Origin of the sequence: Acinetobacter sp. YH01010, assembly GCF_013420775.1 — a bacterium.
Lineage (GTDB): Bacteria > Pseudomonadota > Gammaproteobacteria > Pseudomonadales > Moraxellaceae > Acinetobacter > Acinetobacter amyesii.
The window spans coordinates 102,964-123,689 of sequence record NZ_VOYF01000012.1; the positions used below are offsets into that span (position 1 = coordinate 102,964).

17 protein-coding genes are annotated in these 20,726 nt (G+C 42.2%); 8 read left to right on the forward strand and 9 right to left on the reverse strand.

What is annotated here, in order from left to right; translation table 11 throughout:
- Positions 1-134: 134 nt before the first annotated feature.
- The 3 genes from nirD to FTT77_RS11875 all read right to left on the reverse strand — a co-directional run bounded on the left by nirD (position 135) and on the right by FTT77_RS11875 (position 5,821).
- Positions 135-1,745, reverse strand: a complete 1,611-nt coding sequence (gene nirD, locus FTT77_RS11865) for a nitrite reductase small subunit NirD (RefSeq protein WP_180051013.1) — start codon at positions 1,743-1,745, stop codon at positions 135-137.
- Positions 1,746-1,858: 113 nt separating this feature from the next.
- Positions 1,859-4,405, reverse strand: a complete 2,547-nt coding sequence (nirB, locus tag FTT77_RS11870) for a nitrite reductase large subunit NirB (RefSeq protein ID WP_218946177.1) — start codon at positions 4,403-4,405, stop codon at positions 1,859-1,861.
- A gap of 66 nt (positions 4,406-4,471) precedes the next feature.
- On the reverse strand, positions 4,472-5,821 hold the full coding sequence (locus tag FTT77_RS11875; RefSeq protein ID WP_180009439.1) for an MFS transporter: 1,350 nt from the start codon (positions 5,819-5,821) through the stop codon (positions 4,472-4,474).
- A 446-nt stretch (positions 5,822-6,267) separates the two neighbouring features.
- On the opposite strand from FTT77_RS11875, the gene FTT77_RS11880 reads away from it, so the two are divergent.
- Positions 6,268-6,855 (forward strand): ANTAR domain-containing response regulator, encoded by a 588-nt coding sequence (locus tag FTT77_RS11880; RefSeq protein WP_078190882.1) that lies wholly within the window; start codon positions 6,268-6,270, stop codon positions 6,853-6,855.
- Positions 6,856-6,858: 3 nt separating this feature from the next.
- Positions 6,859-7,854 (forward strand): ABC transporter substrate-binding protein, encoded by a 996-nt coding sequence (locus FTT77_RS11885; RefSeq protein WP_180109352.1) that lies wholly within the window; start codon positions 6,859-6,861, stop codon positions 7,852-7,854.
- A gap of 76 nt (positions 7,855-7,930) precedes the next feature.
- Here the strand turns inward: FTT77_RS11885 and catM are convergent, their stop codons facing one another.
- Positions 7,931-8,854: a cis,cis-muconate-binding transcription regulator CatM gene (gene catM, locus FTT77_RS11890; protein WP_180109353.1), complete on the reverse strand. Its 924-nt coding sequence runs from the start codon at positions 8,852-8,854 to the stop codon at positions 7,931-7,933.
- A gap of 103 nt (positions 8,855-8,957) precedes the next feature.
- Here catM and FTT77_RS11895 point away from each other — a divergent pair, with 103 nt between their 5' ends.
- From FTT77_RS11895 to pcaD, 6 genes are all read left to right on the forward strand, one after another.
- Positions 8,958-10,067: a muconate/chloromuconate family cycloisomerase gene (locus tag FTT77_RS11895; RefSeq protein ID WP_180026996.1), complete on the forward strand. Its 1,110-nt coding sequence runs from the start codon at positions 8,958-8,960 to the stop codon at positions 10,065-10,067.
- A 20-nt stretch (positions 10,068-10,087) separates the two neighbouring features.
- Entirely contained in the window at positions 10,088-10,378 is a 291-nt protein-coding gene (catC, locus tag FTT77_RS11900) for a muconolactone Delta-isomerase (RefSeq protein WP_078190886.1), read from the forward strand.
- A gap of 154 nt (positions 10,379-10,532) precedes the next feature.
- Positions 10,533-11,219: a 3-oxoacid CoA-transferase subunit A gene (locus FTT77_RS11905; RefSeq protein ID WP_078193765.1), complete on the forward strand. Its 687-nt coding sequence runs from the start codon at positions 10,533-10,535 to the stop codon at positions 11,217-11,219.
- Between the two features lie 19 nt (positions 11,220-11,238).
- Positions 11,239-11,889: a 3-oxoacid CoA-transferase subunit B gene (locus tag FTT77_RS11910; protein ID WP_180109354.1), complete on the forward strand. Its 651-nt coding sequence runs from the start codon at positions 11,239-11,241 to the stop codon at positions 11,887-11,889.
- 125 nt (positions 11,890-12,014) lie between these two features.
- Positions 12,015-13,220, forward strand: coding sequence for a 3-oxoadipyl-CoA thiolase (pcaF, locus tag FTT77_RS11915; protein WP_180088309.1), 1,206 nt, complete (start codon positions 12,015-12,017; stop codon positions 13,218-13,220).
- 68 nt (positions 13,221-13,288) lie between these two features.
- Entirely contained in the window at positions 13,289-14,068 is a 780-nt protein-coding gene (pcaD, locus tag FTT77_RS11920; protein ID WP_180109355.1) for a 3-oxoadipate enol-lactonase, read from the forward strand.
- Positions 14,069-14,151: 83 nt separating this feature from the next.
- Here pcaD and FTT77_RS11925 read toward each other — a convergent pair whose 3' ends face one another.
- The 5 genes from FTT77_RS11925 to FTT77_RS11945 all read right to left on the reverse strand — a co-directional run bounded on the left by FTT77_RS11925 (position 14,152) and on the right by FTT77_RS11945 (position 20,344).
- Entirely contained in the window at positions 14,152-15,519 is a 1,368-nt protein-coding gene (locus tag FTT77_RS11925; protein ID WP_180109356.1) for an amidohydrolase family protein, read from the reverse strand.
- Between the two features lie 37 nt (positions 15,520-15,556).
- Positions 15,557-16,477: an ABC transporter permease gene (locus FTT77_RS11930; protein ID WP_180064064.1), complete on the reverse strand. Its 921-nt coding sequence runs from the start codon at positions 16,475-16,477 to the stop codon at positions 15,557-15,559.
- A gap of 15 nt (positions 16,478-16,492) precedes the next feature.
- The gene (locus tag FTT77_RS11935) at positions 16,493-17,590 is read right to left on the reverse strand and encodes an ABC transporter permease (protein ID WP_180041880.1); all 1,098 of its coding nucleotides are present in this window, start codon (positions 17,588-17,590) and stop codon (positions 16,493-16,495) included.
- A gap of 18 nt (positions 17,591-17,608) precedes the next feature.
- Positions 17,609-19,204, reverse strand: coding sequence for an ABC transporter ATP-binding protein (locus FTT77_RS11940; protein ID WP_180041882.1), 1,596 nt, complete (start codon positions 19,202-19,204; stop codon positions 17,609-17,611).
- Between the two features lie 78 nt (positions 19,205-19,282).
- Positions 19,283-20,344 (reverse strand): BMP family ABC transporter substrate-binding protein, encoded by a 1,062-nt coding sequence (locus FTT77_RS11945; protein ID WP_373684684.1) that lies wholly within the window; start codon positions 20,342-20,344, stop codon positions 19,283-19,285.
- Between the last annotated feature and the right edge of the window lie 382 nt (positions 20,345-20,726).

Sequence of the window (20,726 nt, forward strand, 5' to 3'; positions counted from 1 at the left end):
TACCGGCTTCTAACAGATGTATTGCAAATACATGACTATTCATCTGCAATCCTGCCTTAAACAACAGCGGATGACGTTATCGCGTATCCAATGACGATTTAAATCTTGTATCTTTTTTTATCAGGGCGATTCCGTTACCCTGCTTTCTTTAATGCAAAATCCTTACCAAACAGCAATTTGTTTCGGATGCTTGAAATTGGAGTTTGATCTGAAATCAATTCTGCATACCATGCACCGTCTTCAGTATCGCCAAACAGCACAGCGCCAATCACTCTATCTTTTTGAATAATAATGCGTTTATAGATTTGGCGTTTTTCATCATTCAAAATAATGTCTTCAAAATCATCCAACGGTTCAAAGTTGCCTGCAGAAAAAACATCACAGCCGCTGACTTTTAACTGCGTCGGAACCGTAGGCGCTTTGAAGGTTAAGCTGCCATGTTCGGCCAAATGCGATGCACAAATGAATGCCTGTCCCCAAAGCGGTTCAACTAAACCGAAAGTTTGGCTTCGGTGTTCAATACATTCACCCACCGCATAAATACTCGGATCAAAAGTTTGCATGGTGTCATTCACCATGACACCGCGGCCGCAGCGCAGTCCTGCACTTTGCGCAAGCTCAATATTCGGACGAATACCCACCGCAAAAACCACAAGATCTGCATCTAAAACAGTACCGTCTTGCAAACGCAGCTGCTTCACATGGCCATCTTCACCCATCAACTCTTGGGTATTTGCTGCGGTCATGATTTTTATACCTTTTTGTTCAATCGCATGATTGAGCATTAAGCTGGCTTTTTCATCTAACTGACGGTCCATAATACGATCCATCAAATGCAGTACTGTGACATTCATGCCACGCTGTTTCAGGCCATACGCAGCCTCTAGGCCAAGTAAACCGCCGCCAATCACCACTGCATTTTGCTTAGATTTACAGTAATCCAGCATGCGGTTTACATCATAAATATCACGGAAGCTGAGAACACCTTTTAAGTCAGTTCCCGGTATAGGCGGAATAAATGGCTTAGAACCTGTCGCTAAAATCAGACGGTCATAATCGATGACCAAGCCTTTTTCTGTGTATACCTGCTTGCGCGGACGGTCTATGCGTACCGCCGCATCACCTGCTACAAAACGGATATTTTTGTCTTTATACCAAGCATGTGAATGCAGCATGATATCTTCAATGGTTTTATCACCTGAAAGCACAGGTGAAAGCATAATTCGGTTGTAATTACCCCAAGGTTCTTCACCAATGACCGTAATTTCATAACGCTCTGGTGCCATATCCAGCAGATCTTCTAAGCAACGCATACCTGCTAAGCCATTGCCGACCAAAACCAGTTTCATCAACTCAGACGATGGCGCGTTATTGGTAATATAGGTTTTTTGAGCAGTTGGACTAATCAGCACACGGCCATTTTCAATTTTGCTTGGAAAAACCAAGAGTTTTTGGTCTTTATCTTCTAAGCAGCGTCCAGTAGCAAGGCTGAAATGCTGTTTATAAATGGGTGATGCCACAACACGCTCACCCTGCAAGTCACCAATAATACCGCGGGACATAACATAGGCTTGGCTAAATGGGTCCTGATTGCTGAGCGCATAAACCCGCTTTTCTTCACCGACACGGAATATCGCAATTTGCTGATTTTCAATCAGTGCGCCCACACCTGTATTTGGCGTAATATCATCTAATGCACAAACATCAAACCAGTCTAAATCATTTATTTCTTTTAAAATTGTCATATTCTTGATCCTTTTTAAACTTCTTTTAGATCACTATCTTTTCATTTTCGCCTTAGCGAGAAACCGAATAAGGATGTAAATCAAATAAAAGAAGTTTTAAATTCGTTATTCTCTTAAGCTTCAACCACTGGAATGCGTGTCGTATCGCGTTCAGCTTCTGTTTTGGGTCTGATTTGACCGCGAACGGATGCAAACTGAATATGCGGATCATTTTGCTGTTCTGCTTTTGCATTCACGAAAGTCACAAAGCGTTTACGTACTTCAGGATCTTCTACAGCAGTACGCCATTCATCTTGATATGTACCCACAACATGGCTCATACGGCGTTCAAGTTCACCCGCTACGCCAAGCGAATCATTCACAACGACATCTTTCAGGTAATCTAAACCGCCTTCCATGTTGTCGCGCCATACAGAAGTACGCTGCAAACGGTCTGCTGTTTGAATGTAGAACATAAAGAAACGGTCAATGTATTTAATCAATGTTTGCGTATCTAAGTCTGATGCCAAAAGCTCTGCGTGACGTGGCTTCATACCGCCATTGCCGCATACATAAAGGTTCCAGCCCTTTTCAGTCGCAATCACGCCCACATCTTTACTTTGCGCCTCAGCACATTCACGGGTACAGCCCGACACAGCCATTTTCAGTTTGTGCGGTGAGCGAAGGCCTTTGTAGCGGTTCTCTAAATAAATCGCCAAGCCGACTGAATCGTCCACGCCATAACGGCACCAAGTACTGCCGACACAAGATTTCACCGTACGCAGTGATTTGCCGTAGGCATGGCCAGACTCAAAACCAGCAGCAATCAATTTTTCCCAGATTTCAGGCAGTTGATGCACTTGTGCACCAAACATATCAACACGCTGACCGCCTGTAAGTTTGGTATATAGACCATATTCTTTGGCAATTTGACCCACGGCAATTAATCCGTCCGGAGTAACTTCACCGCCAGCCATACGAGGTACTACTGAATATGAACCGTCTTTTTGAATATTGCCGAGGTAGTAGTCATTACTGTCTTGCAAGCCCGCATGGCTTGGTTTAAGTACAAAGTCATTCCAGCATGACGCTAGGATATTGGCTGCCGTCGGTTTACAGATATCACAGCCTAAACCATGGCCATGCTGTTGAATCAGGTCATCAAAGGTTTTGATTTCGTTCACACGTACCAAGTGATAGAGCTCTTGGCGTGAATAAGCAAAGTGTTCACATAAATGGTTATTTACAGTTACACCTTGACGCTGAAGCTCCGATTTAAGTACTTGAGTGACTAATGGCGCACAGCCGCCGCAAGCTGTTGCAGCTTTAGTACATTTTTTCAATGCGCCTAAAGAAGTCGATCCGTCAGCAATGGCTGAACAAATATCTGCTTTAGAGACGTTGTTACATGAACAAATCGTTGCGCTGTCTGGCAGCAGATCGACACCGCTTCCGCCCGATTTACCTGCAGATTGTGCATAGCCAGGCATGATTAGGCTTTCTGGGCTTTCTGGAACTTCTAAGCCATTCAGCATCATTTGCAGCAGGTCATTGTATTCTTTAGCACAGCCCACCAATACTGCACCTAGCAGCTTAGTTTTCTCTGCATTCACGACAATTTTTTTATAAACCTGAGCTGCTTCATCTGCATAGAAATAGCTTAAAGAATTTGGTGTCATTGCATGCGCATCGCCTACAGATGCAACATCAACTCCCATCAGTTTCAGCTTGGTGCTCATATCTGCACCAGCGAAAAGCGTGCAGTTTTGTTCCATCACATGCTTTGCTGCAATACGTGCCATGTCATAGCCCGGCGCAACTAGGCCATAAATTTTATTTTGCCAAAGCGCACATTCACCAATGGCATAAATGTCAGGGTTTGAAGTTTGGCAATAATCATTAATTACAATACCGCCACGCTCACCAATGGCTAAACCGCTTTGGCGCGCTAATTCATCGCGTGGGCGGATACCTGCAGAGAATAAGATGATGTCGGTTTCCAGTTCAGAACCATCACCAAACTTCATTACATGCTTCGCATTTGCACCGTCTTCAATGCAAGATGTTGCTTTTTGCGTATGGACTTTAACACCTAGATTTTCAATTTTTGAGCGTAAAACTTTACCGCCTAGATCATCAATCTGAACTGCCATTAAGCGTGGTGCAAATTCAACAACATGGGTTTCTAAGTTTAAATCACGCAGCGCTTTTGCTGCTTCTAAACCCAATAAGCCACCGCCGATCACCACGCCCGTTTTAGCATTTAGGCTTGCGGCACGGATGGCATCCAAGTCTTCAATGGTACGGTACACAAAGCAGTTTTCACGTTCATTGCCTGGAATTGGTGGCACAAAAGCGTATGAACCTGTTGCAAGCACTAGCTTGTCAAAAGAAAGAATATCACCGTGATTGGTTGTGACCGTTTTATTGCGCTGATCAATTTCAACCGCTTTGGTGCTAAGGCGTAAATCTATACCGTATGCATCGGCAAAGTCGCTGCGGCATAGGGTTAAATCTTTAGCCGATTTACCGCTGAAATATTCAGTTAAATGCACACGGTCATAGGCTAAACGCGGCTCTTCAGCCAAAATGGTTAATTCAACATCATCACCTGCGTGTTCCAGTACAGATTCGATAAATTTATGGCCAACCATGCCATGTCCAATCATGATGATTTTCATATTCTTTCTCCGCAAGATTTTTTTATTTGCCCCTAAATCGCGATGTTTAGAGGCAACTTTTCAGTATTAGTTTTGAGCTTCAGCTAAATTTCGTTCATTTACAGCTTGTTCAAATAGGCGCTGTTCTTTTTCTTTATGCTCTACAGAGAAGCGGATCATCAGTACACAGCTTGCAGCGATAACCACTAGACCGCCCAACACCATAAGCGTGGTTTGAATATCCAGCATGCCTTTAAGCAAGAAGCCTGCAGCCACTGCACCTACGTTACCGCCTGCACCGATAATGCCTGCAACACCGCCTAAAGCATCACGGTCAATGAATGGCACCAGCGCATAGGTAGCACCGCAAGCCATATGTGTGAAGAGCGCAAAGACTGTCATTGCAAGGATTGCAAGCACTGCAGTATTCATTTGTGAGAAGACAATCAGGAATAAGCCTTCTAGCAGAATCATGGCAAATAACACTTTGGTACGGCCATCTAAGCCTTTTTTAGTCGCTACTTTGTCCGAAACAATGCCGCCAAGCGCACGAGCAAACAATGCAAGCAAACCAAAGATACCTGCTGCCATACCCGCCTCTTTTAATCCAAAGCTGAAATGGTCGACGTAGTACATTGCTACAATGTTGTGAATAAAGATTTCAATACCGAAACAAGCTGCGTAAGCGCCAAATAGAATCCATACACGGTAATTGCGTGCTGCATGCATTAGAATTGCCAAGCCGCCTTTTTTGTCACTGCCAACACTGATGCCTTGTTCGCGAAGTTCTTTAAAGTTGCCTTGCGGACAGTCTTGTGTGAACTTCCAGTAAAGCGCCCCAACAATCAGCATCATCACACCAGGTACAATCAGCGCAATACGCCAGCCCATCGCTTGCTCTACACCAAACATAACGAGTGCGCCAAGCAGTAAAGGCATAAGGGCTTGAGTTGCACCGCCGCCTGCATTGCCCCAGCCTGCTGTTGCAGCATTGGCTGTACCCACAACATTAGGCGCAAACATAATGCTTGTATGGTATTGAGTGATGACGAAGCTTGCGCCAATCGCGCCGATCAGCAAGCGGAAGAAAAGAAAGGATTCATAGCTGCTCGCAGAAGCGACACCAAAGACTGGAATACTGCCGATGATTAATAAAGCTGTATAGGTTTTACGCGGGCCATATTTATCACATAAAGGACCAACGATCAGACGGACTAAAATCGTGATCGCAACAGCGGCAATATTAATATTGGCAATTTGATCTTTCGTGAGGTGAAATTCGCCAGCAATCACTGGCATCAACGGTGCACAGGCAAACCATGCAAAGAAGCAAACAAAGAATGCGAGCCAACTCATGTGGAAGGCCCGCATTGCTGCTGAAGAAAAATTAAATAGACTTATTTTTGTGGCTTTTTTGGCATTTAAATTTGAAGACATAACCTTCTCCTGACTGAACTGAACGCATGAATTACTCGGTTATGTCGCTAACACATAACAGAGTCGATCAGAACGGACGTCGTTGGCCGTCTAACAAATTTTTAGAGTCTTCTTTGACTCAATAAGTATTAAGCACGATACGTGCCAAGTTTTTATTTCAATCGTAAATTTCATCTCTATATTTAAGCATTGAGCGCCGATCTATCCGAAAATAAGCGAATTAAGGTAAATAGATAGTCAATATGCCTATAGAGATGCGGCTGAATGTTCAAACGTGGTTCAGCCCTGCACAAGATCAGTGCACGGAAATGGTTCAATTTTAAAATGTGCATATAACCAAGCTAAAATTTAGAAGCAGATTTATGTTTTGTATTGTCTTAAAATTTGGCATTTAAATTGCTTAGAAAACTCAATACGTATTTGTTTGGCTCTGTCTGAGCGTTTGCATGCCAAAACTAAAAATAGCCCTAATTGATGATGATCAAGAACGCGCTGAATTTATTCAAGCCTCATTAATTCAACATGACTTTGATGTGGTCGCCAGTTTCATGATTGATCATTTAAATATGTCATATCTGCAAAATATTCAGGCAGATGTGATTTTATTGGATATGGATCATCCACATCGCGATGTCATTGAAAGCTGTGTCAGCCAATTTGACTTACCGACTGTTCTGTTCACTAAAAATTCGAGTCTTGAAATCATCCGAAGCGCGATTGATGCGGGTGTCACGGCATATATTGTCGATGGTATTGACCCTGCACGTTTGAATAGCATTTTAGAAATTTCGATTGAACAATATAAAAAGCATAAAAAACTGCTGAATGATTTGGCTGAAACCAAGTGCAAACTGGCCGATCGAAAAGATATTGAAAAAGCCAAAGTGCTTTTAATACAAATGCATGGTTTAACCGAAGATCAAGCATTTAATTTGCTGAGAAAAAATGCCATGAGTCACCGTATGACGATGGGTGAAATGGCGCGCCGACTGCTTGATGCGCAAGCGCTGTTACAGTCTCAATTTAAGGAATAAACCATGCAAAAGCTTGAAAAAACTGATATTCAATTGGGCTATATTCCTTTACTTGACTGTGTTGCTTTGCTCTGGGCAGAACATCAAGGTTATTTTGCGGAACAAGGGTTGAACGTCACGCTGACTCAAGAACCATCTTGGGCAAGTTTACGCGACCGTCTAGCTTTTGGTTTTTTAGATGTAGCACACTGTTTATCGGCCATGCTGCCTGCGTCTGTGACGGGCAAAGACCATCTCGGCATTCCCTTACAAACCTCTCTTACACTCAGTACTAACTGCGCTTATATTAGTTTGAGTCAAAAGCTGTGCTATGAATTAAATATCCATGCTTTAGATCTACCAATTAATTCAGCAGAGAAAATCGTATCTGCGATAAAACAGAATCAAACGATTCAGTTGGCGCATGTTTTTCAGCATTCGATTCATCATTATATTCTAAGAGAATGGCTGGCACTTGCAGACACAGAAATTGCTCAAACGCAAACGTTTTCAACTTTACCACCGCCTTATATGGTCGAAGCAATATCAACGCAACGAATTGATGTATTTTGTGTCGGAGAGCCGTGGAATACGCAAGCTGAAATACAAGGCTATAGTCGTATTATCGTCAATAGCCAAGATATTATTGATCATATTCCAGATAAAGTTTTGGCTTTTACCCATGATTGGGCAGAAAAACATCCTAATACCTTAAACGCAATCAATCTTGCCATCCAAAAAGCCCAAAACGATCTGCTTCAACAAACGCATTTTTCTGAAATATTTTCTTTGTTAAAGCAATATCACATCATCCGTTTTGATTGTTCTGAGCAGATTCACGTCGAGGCTTTTCATCGGATCAAAAGCATCATTCAAAATTTTGGCAAGACCCAAGCGCCACAAATTTCAGACTTTGAATGGATGATTCAAAAAATGCAGCAATACGATCAATTAAATATTGAAGATGAAAAGGTTTTTGAAATAGCACAATCTTGTATTTATCAGGATGCTTTGGGCTGAAGTGATTGATATTCCATAAGACCCTATCATCTGAATAGTGGATCTTGTGTTACATCGACCATGAAACCTTGATTAGTTATGCATCTGCATCGATGGCGTGTAAGTCGATATTTTCTTCAACGAAGACTTCACGAATGCAATCCAGTATCTTTGGAATGTAATTACTATGATCCATATTTCGTACTGACAAAGAGATTGGACTATAGGCTTCCAAATCTAAGATTGGGATGTACATCAAATTTTTCATGCCAATATCACTGGCACTTTCAGGAATCAAGGAAATGCCCTCTCCCGACGCCACTAAGCCCAAAGCCATATGAATTTCACGCACTTCGGTTAAATGTTTAGGTACAAGTCCTAATTCGGTAAATATCGATTGAATGAGCGTGGAAAAATTCGGTTTCGGTGTCGTTGGATAGGCAAAAATTGGTTCATCTAAAATTTGAGAAAGATAAATGCCTTTGTCTTTAAATTCAGCCAAATGATGATTTTTATGAATAGCTAAACGTAGCGCTTCTTTTCTTAATAAAATACGTTTAATGGACGGATCAGTTAATCGAAGTCGTCCAAAACCAATATCGATTCGACCGGTTTTTAAGGCTTCAATCTGGTCGCGTGTACCACATTCTATGAGTTCAACATGAATATCTGGGTTGCGTTGTCGAAATAGATAAATAATTTGCGGCAATAATGCGTATAAAAGCGAACTGACATAACCAATGCGGACAGTTTTATCGACGGCATTAATTCGCTGTGCCATGGTTTTGGCCTGGGCGGTATGCGTCAATATCTGTACAGCATGCTCATAAAAGAACATACCAGCTTCTGTGGTTTTCACGGGTCTAGAACCACGCTCAAACAAGGTAATGCCCAGTTCTTCTTCAAGCTTTTGAATTTGGCGGCTCAAAGGCGGCTGAGCAATACATAATTTTTCTGCTGCCTTGGTAATACTTTGCTCTTCAACCACGGTGACAAAGTAACGTAAGTGCCTTAATTCCATTTATATACCTTTTAAGTATCTAAAAATACCAAAATCGCTCTAGTTAAAGATATTACATTAAATTAGGGTATATAAATAGTTGGATAGATAAGAAATACGCAAGATGTATAAGTCGATTGAAACCCTGCTCGTGGAAATCCCAACAATCCGTCCGCACAAGATGGCTGTTGCAACCATGCAAACGCAAACCCTTGTTTTGATTAAAATCACCACCGAAGATGGTTATATCGGTTGGGGTGAAGCGACGACGATTGGTGGTCTAGGCTATGGTGAAGAAAGCCCTGAAAGCATTCGTACCAATATTGAAACTTATTTTAGTCCTTTACTGAAAACTCTCACTGGTTTGAATGTTGCTCAAACCATGCAAGCTATTAAACGTAGTATTAACGGCAATCGCTTTGCTAAATGTGCCATTCAAACGGCGCTACTCGATATTTTGGCGCAGCGTTTAAATCTGCCCTTAAGTGAAGTATTGGGCGGCCGTTTACGTGACAGCTTGCCTGTTCTTTGGGTACTTGCATCTGGCAATACGGAAAAAGACATTGCCGAAGCACAAAAGATGATTGCGGCAAAACGACACAATATTTTCAAACTCAAAATAGGTTCACGCCCCGTTGAAGCTGATGTTGAGCATGTTTTAGCTATTAAAAAAGCGTTAGGTTCAGACATTTCTATACGTGTGGATGTTAACCGTGCATGGTCTGAATTAGATGCCATTAAAGGCATTCAGTTGTTACAAGATGGTGGTGTTGACCTGATTGAGCAGCCTTGCGCAATCGATAACATTGACGCGATGCGCCGTTTAACTCGTCGTTTTGATATTGGGATTATGGCAGATGAATCACTGATGGGGCCTCAAACGGCATATCAACTTGCTCGGCACAATTCTGCCTCTGTTTTTGCAGTCAAAGTTGCACAGTCTGGCGGTTTAATCGAAGGCTGTGAGGTTTCAAAAATCGCCAAACTTGCGGGTATCGATTTATACGGTGGAACCATGCTTGAAGGTCCTGTAGGCACTATTGCATCGGCACATGCATTTTCTACATTTGACAATTTAGCTTATGGCACTGAGCTTTTTGGTCCATTGCTGTTAACTGAAGAAATTTTAAAAACCCCACTTCAATATCAAGATTTCGAACTCAAGATTCCAACCACGGCAGGTTTAGGGATTGAAATTGATGAAAACAAAATTGATGACTTACGTCGTAAATAATATTTAGCTAGGAGTGAGAAATGCTTTTCCAAGTACGCATGGATGTCAATATTCCATTAGATATGCCAGTCGAAAAAGCCAATGAAATTAAAGCTGTAGAAAAAGCTTATTCACAAGATCTACAACGTCAAGGCAAATGGCGTCATATCTGGCGCATCACTGGTCAATATTCAAATATCAGTATTTTTGATGTTGAAAGCAATGAAGAGCTACACAACATTTTACAAGGGTTGCCCCTTTACCCGTATATGAATATTGAAGTTATGGCTTTAAATCGTCATCCCTCTTCTGTTCGTAGTGATGATAGCTGATGCGTTTGGATTCCAATTGTGTAGCACATGATTGGAGTCCATTGATCTGCATTTTTAAGTTTGTAAACATTTGAAATAAAAGATTATCTGCCATACATGACTGAAGTGGTTAGTCAGGTAAATAGTTTTATCGTTCTTGATGAAGGATCGTAGCATGATTGATAAAAGTACCGCTTCCTTAACAGAAGCACTTTCTCAAATTAAGGATGGATCTACCATTATGATTGGCGGCTTCGGTACGGCTGGTCAGCCTGCTGAACTGATTGATGGACTGATTGAACTTGGCATCAAAGATCTCATCATCGTCAACAACAATGCAGGTAATGGTGACTATGGACTGGCTAAATTACTCAAAGCTGGTGCTGTCCGTAAGATGATCTGTTCTTTCCCTCGCCAATCGGACTCTTGGGTGTTCGATGAGCTATACCGTGCAGGAAAAATAGAACTTGAGCTTGTACCACAAGGTAATTTGGCTTGCCGTATTCAAGCGGCAGGCATGGGTTTAGGTCCAATTTATACACCAACAGGTTTTGGTACGTTGTTGGCAGAAGGCAAACCTACACTCAATTATGAAGGCAAAGATTTCGTCCTCGAAAATCCAATTAAAGCTGATTTTGCTTTAATCAAAGCACATCAGGGCGACCGCTGGGGCAACTTGGTTTACAACAAATCAGCGCGTAACTTTGGCCCCATTATGGCTATGGCAGCAGATGTGACAATTGCTCAGGTTTCTGAAGTTGTTGAACTTGGTGCATTAGACCCAGAGCACATTATTACCCCTGGCATTTTTGTACAACATGTTGTGGCTGTTCAACCTGCACAGCTTGAGCAATCTGCATAAATCACGTGAGGAAAGAACCATGAGCTATACCAAATTAACCCGTGATCAAATTGCAGAACGTGTTGCACAAGATATTCCAGATGGTGCTTATGTCAATTTAGGCATTGGCTTGCCCACTAAAATTTCAAATTATTTACCAACAGATAAAGATGTTTTTCTACATTCAGAAAATGGACTTTTGGCTTTTGGTCCTCCTCCAGCTAAAGGCGAAGAAGACCCTGAGTTAATTAATGCAGGAAAAGAGTTTGTCACTATGCAAACGGGCGGCTGCTTTTTTCACCATGGTGACTCTTTTGCCATGATGCGTGGCGGGCATTTAGATATTGCAGTATTAGGCGCTTTTCAGGTTGCCCGAAATGGTGACTTAGCAAATTGGCATACTGGTGCGCCAGATGCAATTCCTGCTGTAGGTGGTGCAATGGATTTGGCTGTTGGGGCGAAAAAAGTCTTTATTACTACAGACCATGTGACCAAAAAAGGTGAACCGAAAATTGTCGCTGAATTGTCATACCCTGCGACAGGCCTGCAATGTGTCGATCGTATTTACACAGATCTGTGCGTCATTGATGTGACGGTTGAAGGTTTGAAAGTGATTGAAAAAGTCGAGGGCTTGAGCTTTGACGAATTACAGTCAATGACCGGTGCAAAGCTGATAGATACGACAGCATAAAGCAAAAAGTCCCTCCTTGATTAAAGGAGGGATTTAGGGAGGATTAATTTAAAAAATTAACTTCCTGTAAATCCCTCCCAACCTCCCGTTAAAAGGGAGGAGCTGAGTTTTTTAGGATTTATAAAATGAAAAATGCCTATATTATTGATGCAATCCGTACCCCTTTCGGTCGCTATGCGGGCGGTTTAGCAGCAGTACGTACCGATGACCTAGGTGCCTTACCTATCAAGGCACTGATGCAGCGAAATCCAAGTATTGCTTGGGAGTCTGTTGATGACGTGATTTACGGCTGTGCGAACCAAGCCGGTGAAGATAACCGTAATGTTGCACGAATGTCGTCGCTACTCGCAGGTGTACCTTTTCAAGTTCCTGCTACAACTGTGAACCGACTTTGTGGTTCATCACTTGATGCAATTGCGATGGCAGCCCGTGCAATTAAAGCAAATGAAGCAGACTTAATTATTGCTGGCGGTGTTGAAAGTATGTCCCGTGCGCCCTTTGTTATGGGTAAATCGGAAAGTGCTTATGGACGCAGCCAAAAGATTGAAGACACCACCATGGGCTGGCGTTTTATCAATCCAATACTCAAACAAATGTATGGCGTGGAAACCATGCCTCAAACCGCTGAAAATGTGGCAGAACAATTCAATATTAACCGTGCTGATCAAGATGCTTTTGCCTTAGAAAGTCAGCGCCGTACAGCCGCTGCACAGGCCAATGGTTTTTTTGAGAAAGAAATCATCCCTGTCGTCATTCCACAGCGTAAAGGCGACCCACTGATAGTCGATACAGATGAGCATCCACGTGCATCGACGACAGCAGAAGGCTTAGCAAAACTCAAACCTGTGGTGAAAGCAGATGGGACGGTAACTGCGGGCAATGCTTCAGGGATCAATGATGGTGCAGCTGCACTACTGATTGCTTCAGATGATGCTGTCAACAAATTTAAGTTAAAGCCACGGGCCAAAATTATTGCGGCAACGGTGGTGGGTGTTGAACCCAAAATCATGGGCTTTGGTCCTGCGCCTGCCATAAAAAAGTTGTTAGCTCAAACAGGTCTAAGCCTTGAACAAATGGATGTAATCGAGCTGAATGAAGCTTTTGCGGCTCAAGCCTTAGCGGTTACCCGTGAATTAGGTTTAGAAGATGGTGCTAAACATGTTAATCCAAACGGTGGCGCTATTGCTTTGGGTCATCCATTAGGTGCATCTGGAGCACGTTTAGTCACGACTGCATTAAATCAGCTTGAGGAAATTTCAGGTCAATATGCCCTCTGTTCGATGTGCATTGGTGTCGGTCAAGGCATCGCTTTGATTATTGAACGTGTTTAATCCTCAATAAAAGTCCACCTTATCAAAGGGGGGATTTAGGGGGATTTATAAAATTAAGGATTCAAAACATGCCTACATTTATATCCAATGATGCAACGATTAATTACGCAACCTTTGGTGACCACACACGACCTGCGATTGTGTTTTCTAATTCTTTAGGCACAAAGTTCAGCATGTGGCAGCCTCAGATAGAGGCACTACAGCAGGATTATTTTGTGATTTGTTATGATACACGTGGTCATGGTGCATCTTCTGCCCCTCAAGGGTCATATAGCCTTGATCAATTGGGTACAGATGTCATCCATTTATTGGATCATTTAAATATTCAACAAGCCACATTTTGTGGAATATCGATGGGTGGTTTAACAGGCCAATGGCTTGCAAAACATCATTCTGAACGCTTTAACCATGTCATTGTATGCAATACCGCTGCAAAAATTGGGCAAGAATCAGCTTGGAATGAACGTGCGCAATTAGTCCGTCAACAAGGTCTGGAACCAATTGCAGAAACGGCAGCATCACGATGGTTTACAGAACCCTTTATCCAAAGTAACACAGCAACTGTACAATCTTTGAGTAACGACCTCGGAGCTGGCAGCCCAGAAGGTTATGCAAGTTGTTGTGAAGCTTTGGCTAAAGCGGATTTGCGCAATGAAATCTCGTCTATTCGCATACCGGTATTGATTATTGCAGGTCAACAAGACCCTGTAACTACAGTTGTAGATGGTCAATTCATGCAAGAACGCATCGCAAATAGCCAATTATTTGAAATTAATGCATCGCATATTTCAAACATTGAACAGCCTGATGCATTTAACCAAGCACTCATCTCTTTTATCAGTGCTTAAATCCTGCATGTTGTTCTTCGATAAAATTTAAAAAACATAAAGCCCAAATTGATTTGGGCTTTATGTTTTATGTGTTGAAAGCTTTAGGTTCTTTGCAACTCATTGACTGCTGCACCGCGTAAACTGAGCCAGTCAGAACGACGTTTAAATAATGCAGGTGCGGCAAAATTAATTTGGTCAATAAATTGTTGTAAGTCTGCATTAAGCAGTTGACCATTTTTGACCAAAACTTTTCCTGCAACCATCGTCATCACGACATCTTGGCCCTGAACCGTATGGACCAAGTTTGTATGTAAATTAAATAAACTGCCTTGGTTTATTAAAGGTGTCATGCGAGGTGTAGCGGTATTTACCACGATTAAATCTGCCTGCTTACCGACTTCGATTGAACCAATTAGCTGTTCAAGTCCTAATGCACGCGCTCCATCTCGTGTCGCCATTTGGCAAACTGACCATGAATCTAAAGCCGCTGCATCTAAATTTGAAAACTTAGCCAATAATGAAGCCGTTTTCATTTCCTCAAATAAATCTAAATTGTTATTTTCCTTTTCACCATCTGTACCTAAACCCACTGCAACGCCTTGTTTGAGCAATTGAGTCACAGGTGCAGCGCCTGAGGCAAGTTTCATATTTGAAATGGGGTTATGTGCGACCCCAACGTGATAATGTTTTAGCAGCTGAATTTCGTCATCATCTAACCATACACAATGTGCCAGCAAGCATTTTGGCACATCGAGCATGCCTAATTTTTCAAGGGTTTGAACAGGCCGCATGCCGTAACGTTTCAGATTTTCCACGACATCAAACTTACTTTCATTACTATGAGTATGAAATCCAGTTTGATAGTCCTGACACATTTTTTGGATACGACCTAAGGCCTGATCTTCTGCATAAAATAAGTGTTCTAGCCCCACCCAGACCTGAATGCGACCTTCTGCTCGCATGTGCCATCGTTGAATCAGCGCTTCATTGCTCTCTAGTGTTTCAAAATAATTATGGTCTGGATGTTCTGCGACATACGGAACCAATACAGCTCGAATCCCTAAGTCTTCGGCTACTTCGGCACTGCCATCCATATAGCGCCACATATCAACAATCGTGGTCGTCCCTGACAGTAGTGCTTCGGCATAGCATAAATAAGAAGCCAATTTTGCATCTTCGGGTAATAACACTCGGTGCATGGGATCAATAAATTGTTGTAACCAGTCCCAAACAGGTAAGCCCTCCGCGGTGCCGCGAAGTAAGCCCGAATGACAATGTGTATTGATTAAACCTGGCATCAACAATCCATCGGGATAATGCTCATGTATCGCATCTGGAAACTGCTTTAAAAGATCTTCTCGCTTCCCAATCGCTTGAATCACTTGGCCGTTGACTAATACTGCCCCATCTTGAATATAGTCTAAGGACGAATTCATGGTTAATACATGGCCTGCACTCAGTAATTTCATTCATTTGCTCCTTTGAACATTGTGTTATCGGCCAAAATTAAGGGCTGAAGGTTTTCCCAAGTGAAGCTGGTAAATTCAGTTTTAGATGTTTTTTATTACGAGAAATAAGCACTAAGACCGCAATCGTTGCCACATATGGAAGTGCAGAAAGCAATTCATTCGGCACATTTAAACCTAATGCTTGAGCATGGAACTGCAGGATCGTCACGCCACCAAATAGATAAGCTCCGAGCATTAAACGGGTAGGTTTCCATGTTGCAAAGACCACCAATGCAATCGCAATCCACCCCCGACCTGCCACCATGTTCTCAATCCACATCGGCGTATAGACTGTTGATAAAAATGCGCCACCTACTCCAGCCATAGCACCACCAAAAAGAACCGCACAGTAGCGAATCGCTAAGACGTTATAGCCCATAGCATGCGCACTTTCTGGTGACTCGCCCACTGCTTTGAGTAGCAGACCAAGGCGAGTTTTTGTGAGTACCCACCAAATAATCACAAAAGCCAACATGGACAAATACACAACATAGTTATGCTGAAATAAAATAGGCCCTAATACAGGTATTTCACTTAAAAGCGGGATGTCTAAACCCTGTAAGCCGGGCAATGCCATGCTCACGTAGTTTTGTCCTATAAATGCTGAAATTCCGATACCGAAAATTGTGAGTGCTAAACCGCAAGCGGACTGGTTAGTACTTAAAGAGAGGGTAAAAAATGCAAAAATCAGTGCCATCAATGTGCCTGCAAGGCCACCGACCATTAAGGCACTTGCAACACTCGCATCGTACTGTGCAGCGAAGGCAAAGCCAGCGATAGCACCAACCAACATCATACCTTCTACACCGAGGTTTATGACCCCTGTCCGTTCTGCGACTAATTCACCAAGACCTGCAAAAATGAGTGGCGTTGCTGCGGCGATCGTGCCAGCTAAAATGGCTGTAATTTCAATGCTCATACATTTCTCCTCAATCTAAGCCGTAGTCGCTTGACGATCTGTCAGCGTTTTATTTTTTTTCGGTGCAAAACGATAGCGGTTTTCAATCAAGGCATCTGAAGCTAAAAGGAAAAATAACAATAAGCCTTGGAAGATACCTGTAATCGCAACCGGAAGTTGCAGCTGCATTTGTGCCATTTCCCCGCCCAAATAAATCAGTGCCATCAATAAACCTGAAAGAACGATTCCAATTGGGTTTAAACGACCTAAATACGCCACAATAATGGCTGCATAACCATAGCCAGGAGAAATGTTTGGATTTAACTGTCCAATAGGCCCTGCAACTTCACAGATGCCTGCAATCCCCGCCATCAATCCAGATAAACCTAAACTGAGCCAAATGGCCTTTTTAGATGAAAACCCTGCATATTTCGCGGCCAATGGTGCTTGCCCACTTACTTCAAGTTTGTAAGCAGTTAAACTTTTACGGATAAAAATCCCAAATATCACCACGGCAATGATCGTAATGAAAATAGATGCATTGACTCGAGTCCCTTCCCAAATTAAGGGTAATGTCGCAGACTCACTGAACATGACTGATTGTGGAAAATTCATGCCATCAGGATCACGCCACGGCCCATTGACCAGATATAAAAGAACAAATAAGGCCACATAATTCATCATGAGCGTCGTCAGGGTTTCTTCAGCATTAAAGTGCGTTTTGAGTAATGCCGGAATGAGTCCCCACAATGCGCCACCAATTGCCCCCATCAGCACCATGAGCGGCAAAATCCACCACCCCATTTGTTCGTGAAATAAAATTGCGATTCCGCCACCAAAAATAGCGCCCATGGTCAGCTGACCTTCGGCCCCGATGTTGAATAATTTGGCACGAAAACCAATGGCTAAACCCAACGCAATTAAAATCAGGGGTGAAGCTTTAATCGCAAGTTCACTTAAGCTATAGATCGAGGTTAAAGGCTCGATAAAAAAGATATACAGCGCATTGAGCGGATCAACACCTAAGGCTAAAAATAACAGACTGCCCACCACCAACATTGCCAAAAGCGCAATAATCGGAGACAGCCATTTCATCATTTGAGAGGGATGCTCTCTAGGTTCTAATAAATGCATGGATTTATCCTTTCATTGCTAGGCATGTGCCTGATTCAGAGACATTTCTGTAGAGTTTGAAGTATTGGAAATACCCGACATCAATAGACCAATTTGCTCGGCATTGGTATCCGTGGTTTTCATCGGTTTTGACAATTGCCCTGCGGCAAGTACACAAATTCTGTCGCTAATCTCAAACAGTTCTTCTAATTCTTCAGAGATCACCAATATTGCGACCCCTTGGCGTGATAGATCGATCAGGGTTTGTCGAATAAACATTGCTGCGCCTACATCAACGCCCCATGTTGGTTGCGATACAATCAGCACTTTGGGGTTTTGTAGAATTTCACGTCCGACAATGAATTTCTGTAAATTCCCGCCCGAAAGTGATCGAGCTTCAGCATCAGCACCTGAGGCTTTGACGCCAAACTTTTCAATACACTGCTCTGCAAAGGCGCGCATTTTTGTAAAATTGATTAGCCCCCAATCGCTTAATTCTTTACGAAAAGCGGTTAATAAACCGTTTTGTGACAGCGTCATATTTGGAACAGCACCTCGTCCCAAACGCTCTTCAGGTACAAAGCCCAACCCTTGATCACGGCGCAGTCCTGCACTTTGCAGTGAAATATCGACACCTTGAAAAACAATGCTGCCTTTTACTGAAACTTGCTCACCTGAAAGTAAAGACAGCAGTTCCGCTTGGCCATTGCCCGAAATACCTGCAATTCCTAAAATTTCACCACCATACAAATCCAGTTGGATATGTTTGAGCGACACCCCAAATGGATCTTCAGATTCGTAATTCAAATCATCAACAGAGAAAAGCTGTTGTTTTTGACCAGAAAAATCCACATGTTGGTAAGTTAGCAAATCTCGACCAATCATTAAACGCGCTAAGTCACTGGTTGACTGATCTTTTGGATAGACATGTCCTGTCACCAGACCGTTTCTTAAGATCGTCGCTTCATCACAAAGTTCTTTAATTTCATGTAATTTATGACTGATATATAAAATAGATACGCCCTGAGAAGCCAGTAATTTCAAGGTTTTAAATAATTGCTTGACCGCCTGAGGTGTAAGTACCGATGTCGGCTCATCTAAAATGATTAAGGATGGATTTTGTAATAAACAGCGAATAATTTCGACGCGTTGACGCTCACCCACTGACAAAGAAAAGACTTCACGACGTGGGTCTACACGTAATCCATATTGTTCAGACACGGCAACGATACGTTCATGCAATTGTTTTAAATCTACTTTTTCATCGAGTCCCAACAGAATATTTTCAGCAACGGTTAAGGTTTCAAATAGTGAAAAATGTTGATAAACCATACCAATACCCAGCTTTCTTGCGGCTGATGGGCTATCAATATTGACCTCTTTGCCATTCCAAATGACTTGGCCTTCATCTGCACGTGTTGCCCCATAAATGATCTTCATCAGGGTACTTTTACCCGCACCGTTTTCTCCCAAAATGGCGTGGATGGCACCGGGCTGAACCGTTAAATGAATTTGATGATTGGCTTTGAGTGAGTTATAGCTCTTGCAAATATTAATGAGCTCAAGACGAGGAATGACATTTTTATGCTCAGCTCGATCGAATGGGGTCGCAGGTTCTTGTTGAAATGCATTCATAACTTAAGCTCTCTTCAACGTAAATTTATAGGACCAAAAGTGAGATGCACTTTTGGTCACAGCTTGTATGTTTCAAAATTATTTAGGTAAAACCCCTTCTACGCCTTTCACGTAATAATTCATTTTGTTGAGATCAGCATCAGTCATGTTTTTACCTTGAGCGAGCGCTAAACTGCCATCTTGTTTATATACAGGGCCTGCAAATGGATGTAATTTTCCAGTTTGAATTGCGGTTTGTACGCTTAAGGCTTTTTGCTTAACAGCAGGTGCTAAAAATGGTGCAAAGGCTTCAATTTTGACCGCATCTTGTTTCACGCCATACCAAATTGCACTTGGTTTCCATGTTTTATTTGCGACTTGCTGCATGACTGGGGTATAGATTTTTTCCCAGTGCAACACTGAAGCCGCCAATTGTGCTTTAGGTCCAAACTTGCTCATATCTGAGTCCCAACCAAAGGCATATACGCCTTTTTGTTGTGCTGCTTGCACCACGGCTGGAGAATCCGTGTTTTGCATCAACACATCTGCTTTTTGAGAAATCAGTGCTAAAGCTGCATCACGTTCTTTGCCTGGGTTAAACCATGAATTGACCCAAATCACTTTGGTTTTAATTTTAGGATTGACGCTTTGTGCACCACGTGTGTAAGCATTGATATTACGTATAACTTCTGGAATTGGAAATGAACCAACGACACCTAAGATGTTGCTTTTCGTTTGCTGTCCTGCGACAACACCGAGCATGTATGCACCTTCATAAGTACGTACGTCATAAACCCCAAGATTTTTGCCTTGTTTATAACCTGTCGCATGCATAAAGACGGTATTTGGAAATTGTTTTGCCACTTTTTCCATTTGGTTCATATAACCAAAAGACGTCCCAAAAATAACTTTATTGCCCTGTTGCGCTAAATTTCGGATTACACGTTCGGCATCGGCGGTTTCAGGGACATTTTCAATATGTGTGGTTGTATATTTTCCAGCTAAGGCCTTTTGAGCTTTAATGCGCCCCTGATCATGTGAATAGGTCCATCCATGATCACTAGTTGGGCCAATGTATACAAAGGCTGCTTTATCTGCGGCGTGTAGCTGAGTTATCAAGCCTGCACCACAGAGACCTGCTGCGCTAAATATCAGTGCCATTTTTTTTAAACGGCTTACAAAGCTTTTCTGTTGCATCATTTCGTTCCACCTAAAACATTAAAAACTTGATCTAATTTATAAAAAGCTAAAATTATTCTGCATAAATGCGATTTTCTATTTATAGTTAGCAAATATCGTTCCAATATTTATTTTAAAATAAAAATATATTTTAAATAAAATTGAATAATTAAAATAAAGGTGAATTTATATATATAAATCGAATCCATGAATTTTATTTAAAAGATTATTATTTAATAACCCGAATCGCGGATAAGAAATTGACTTGAAAAATATGAGGACTAGAGCCATCAGTTGAGTTACCACACAAAACTCACAACTCTATCCTCATGTTTAATAGTACCGAATTATTTTGCGTAATTGA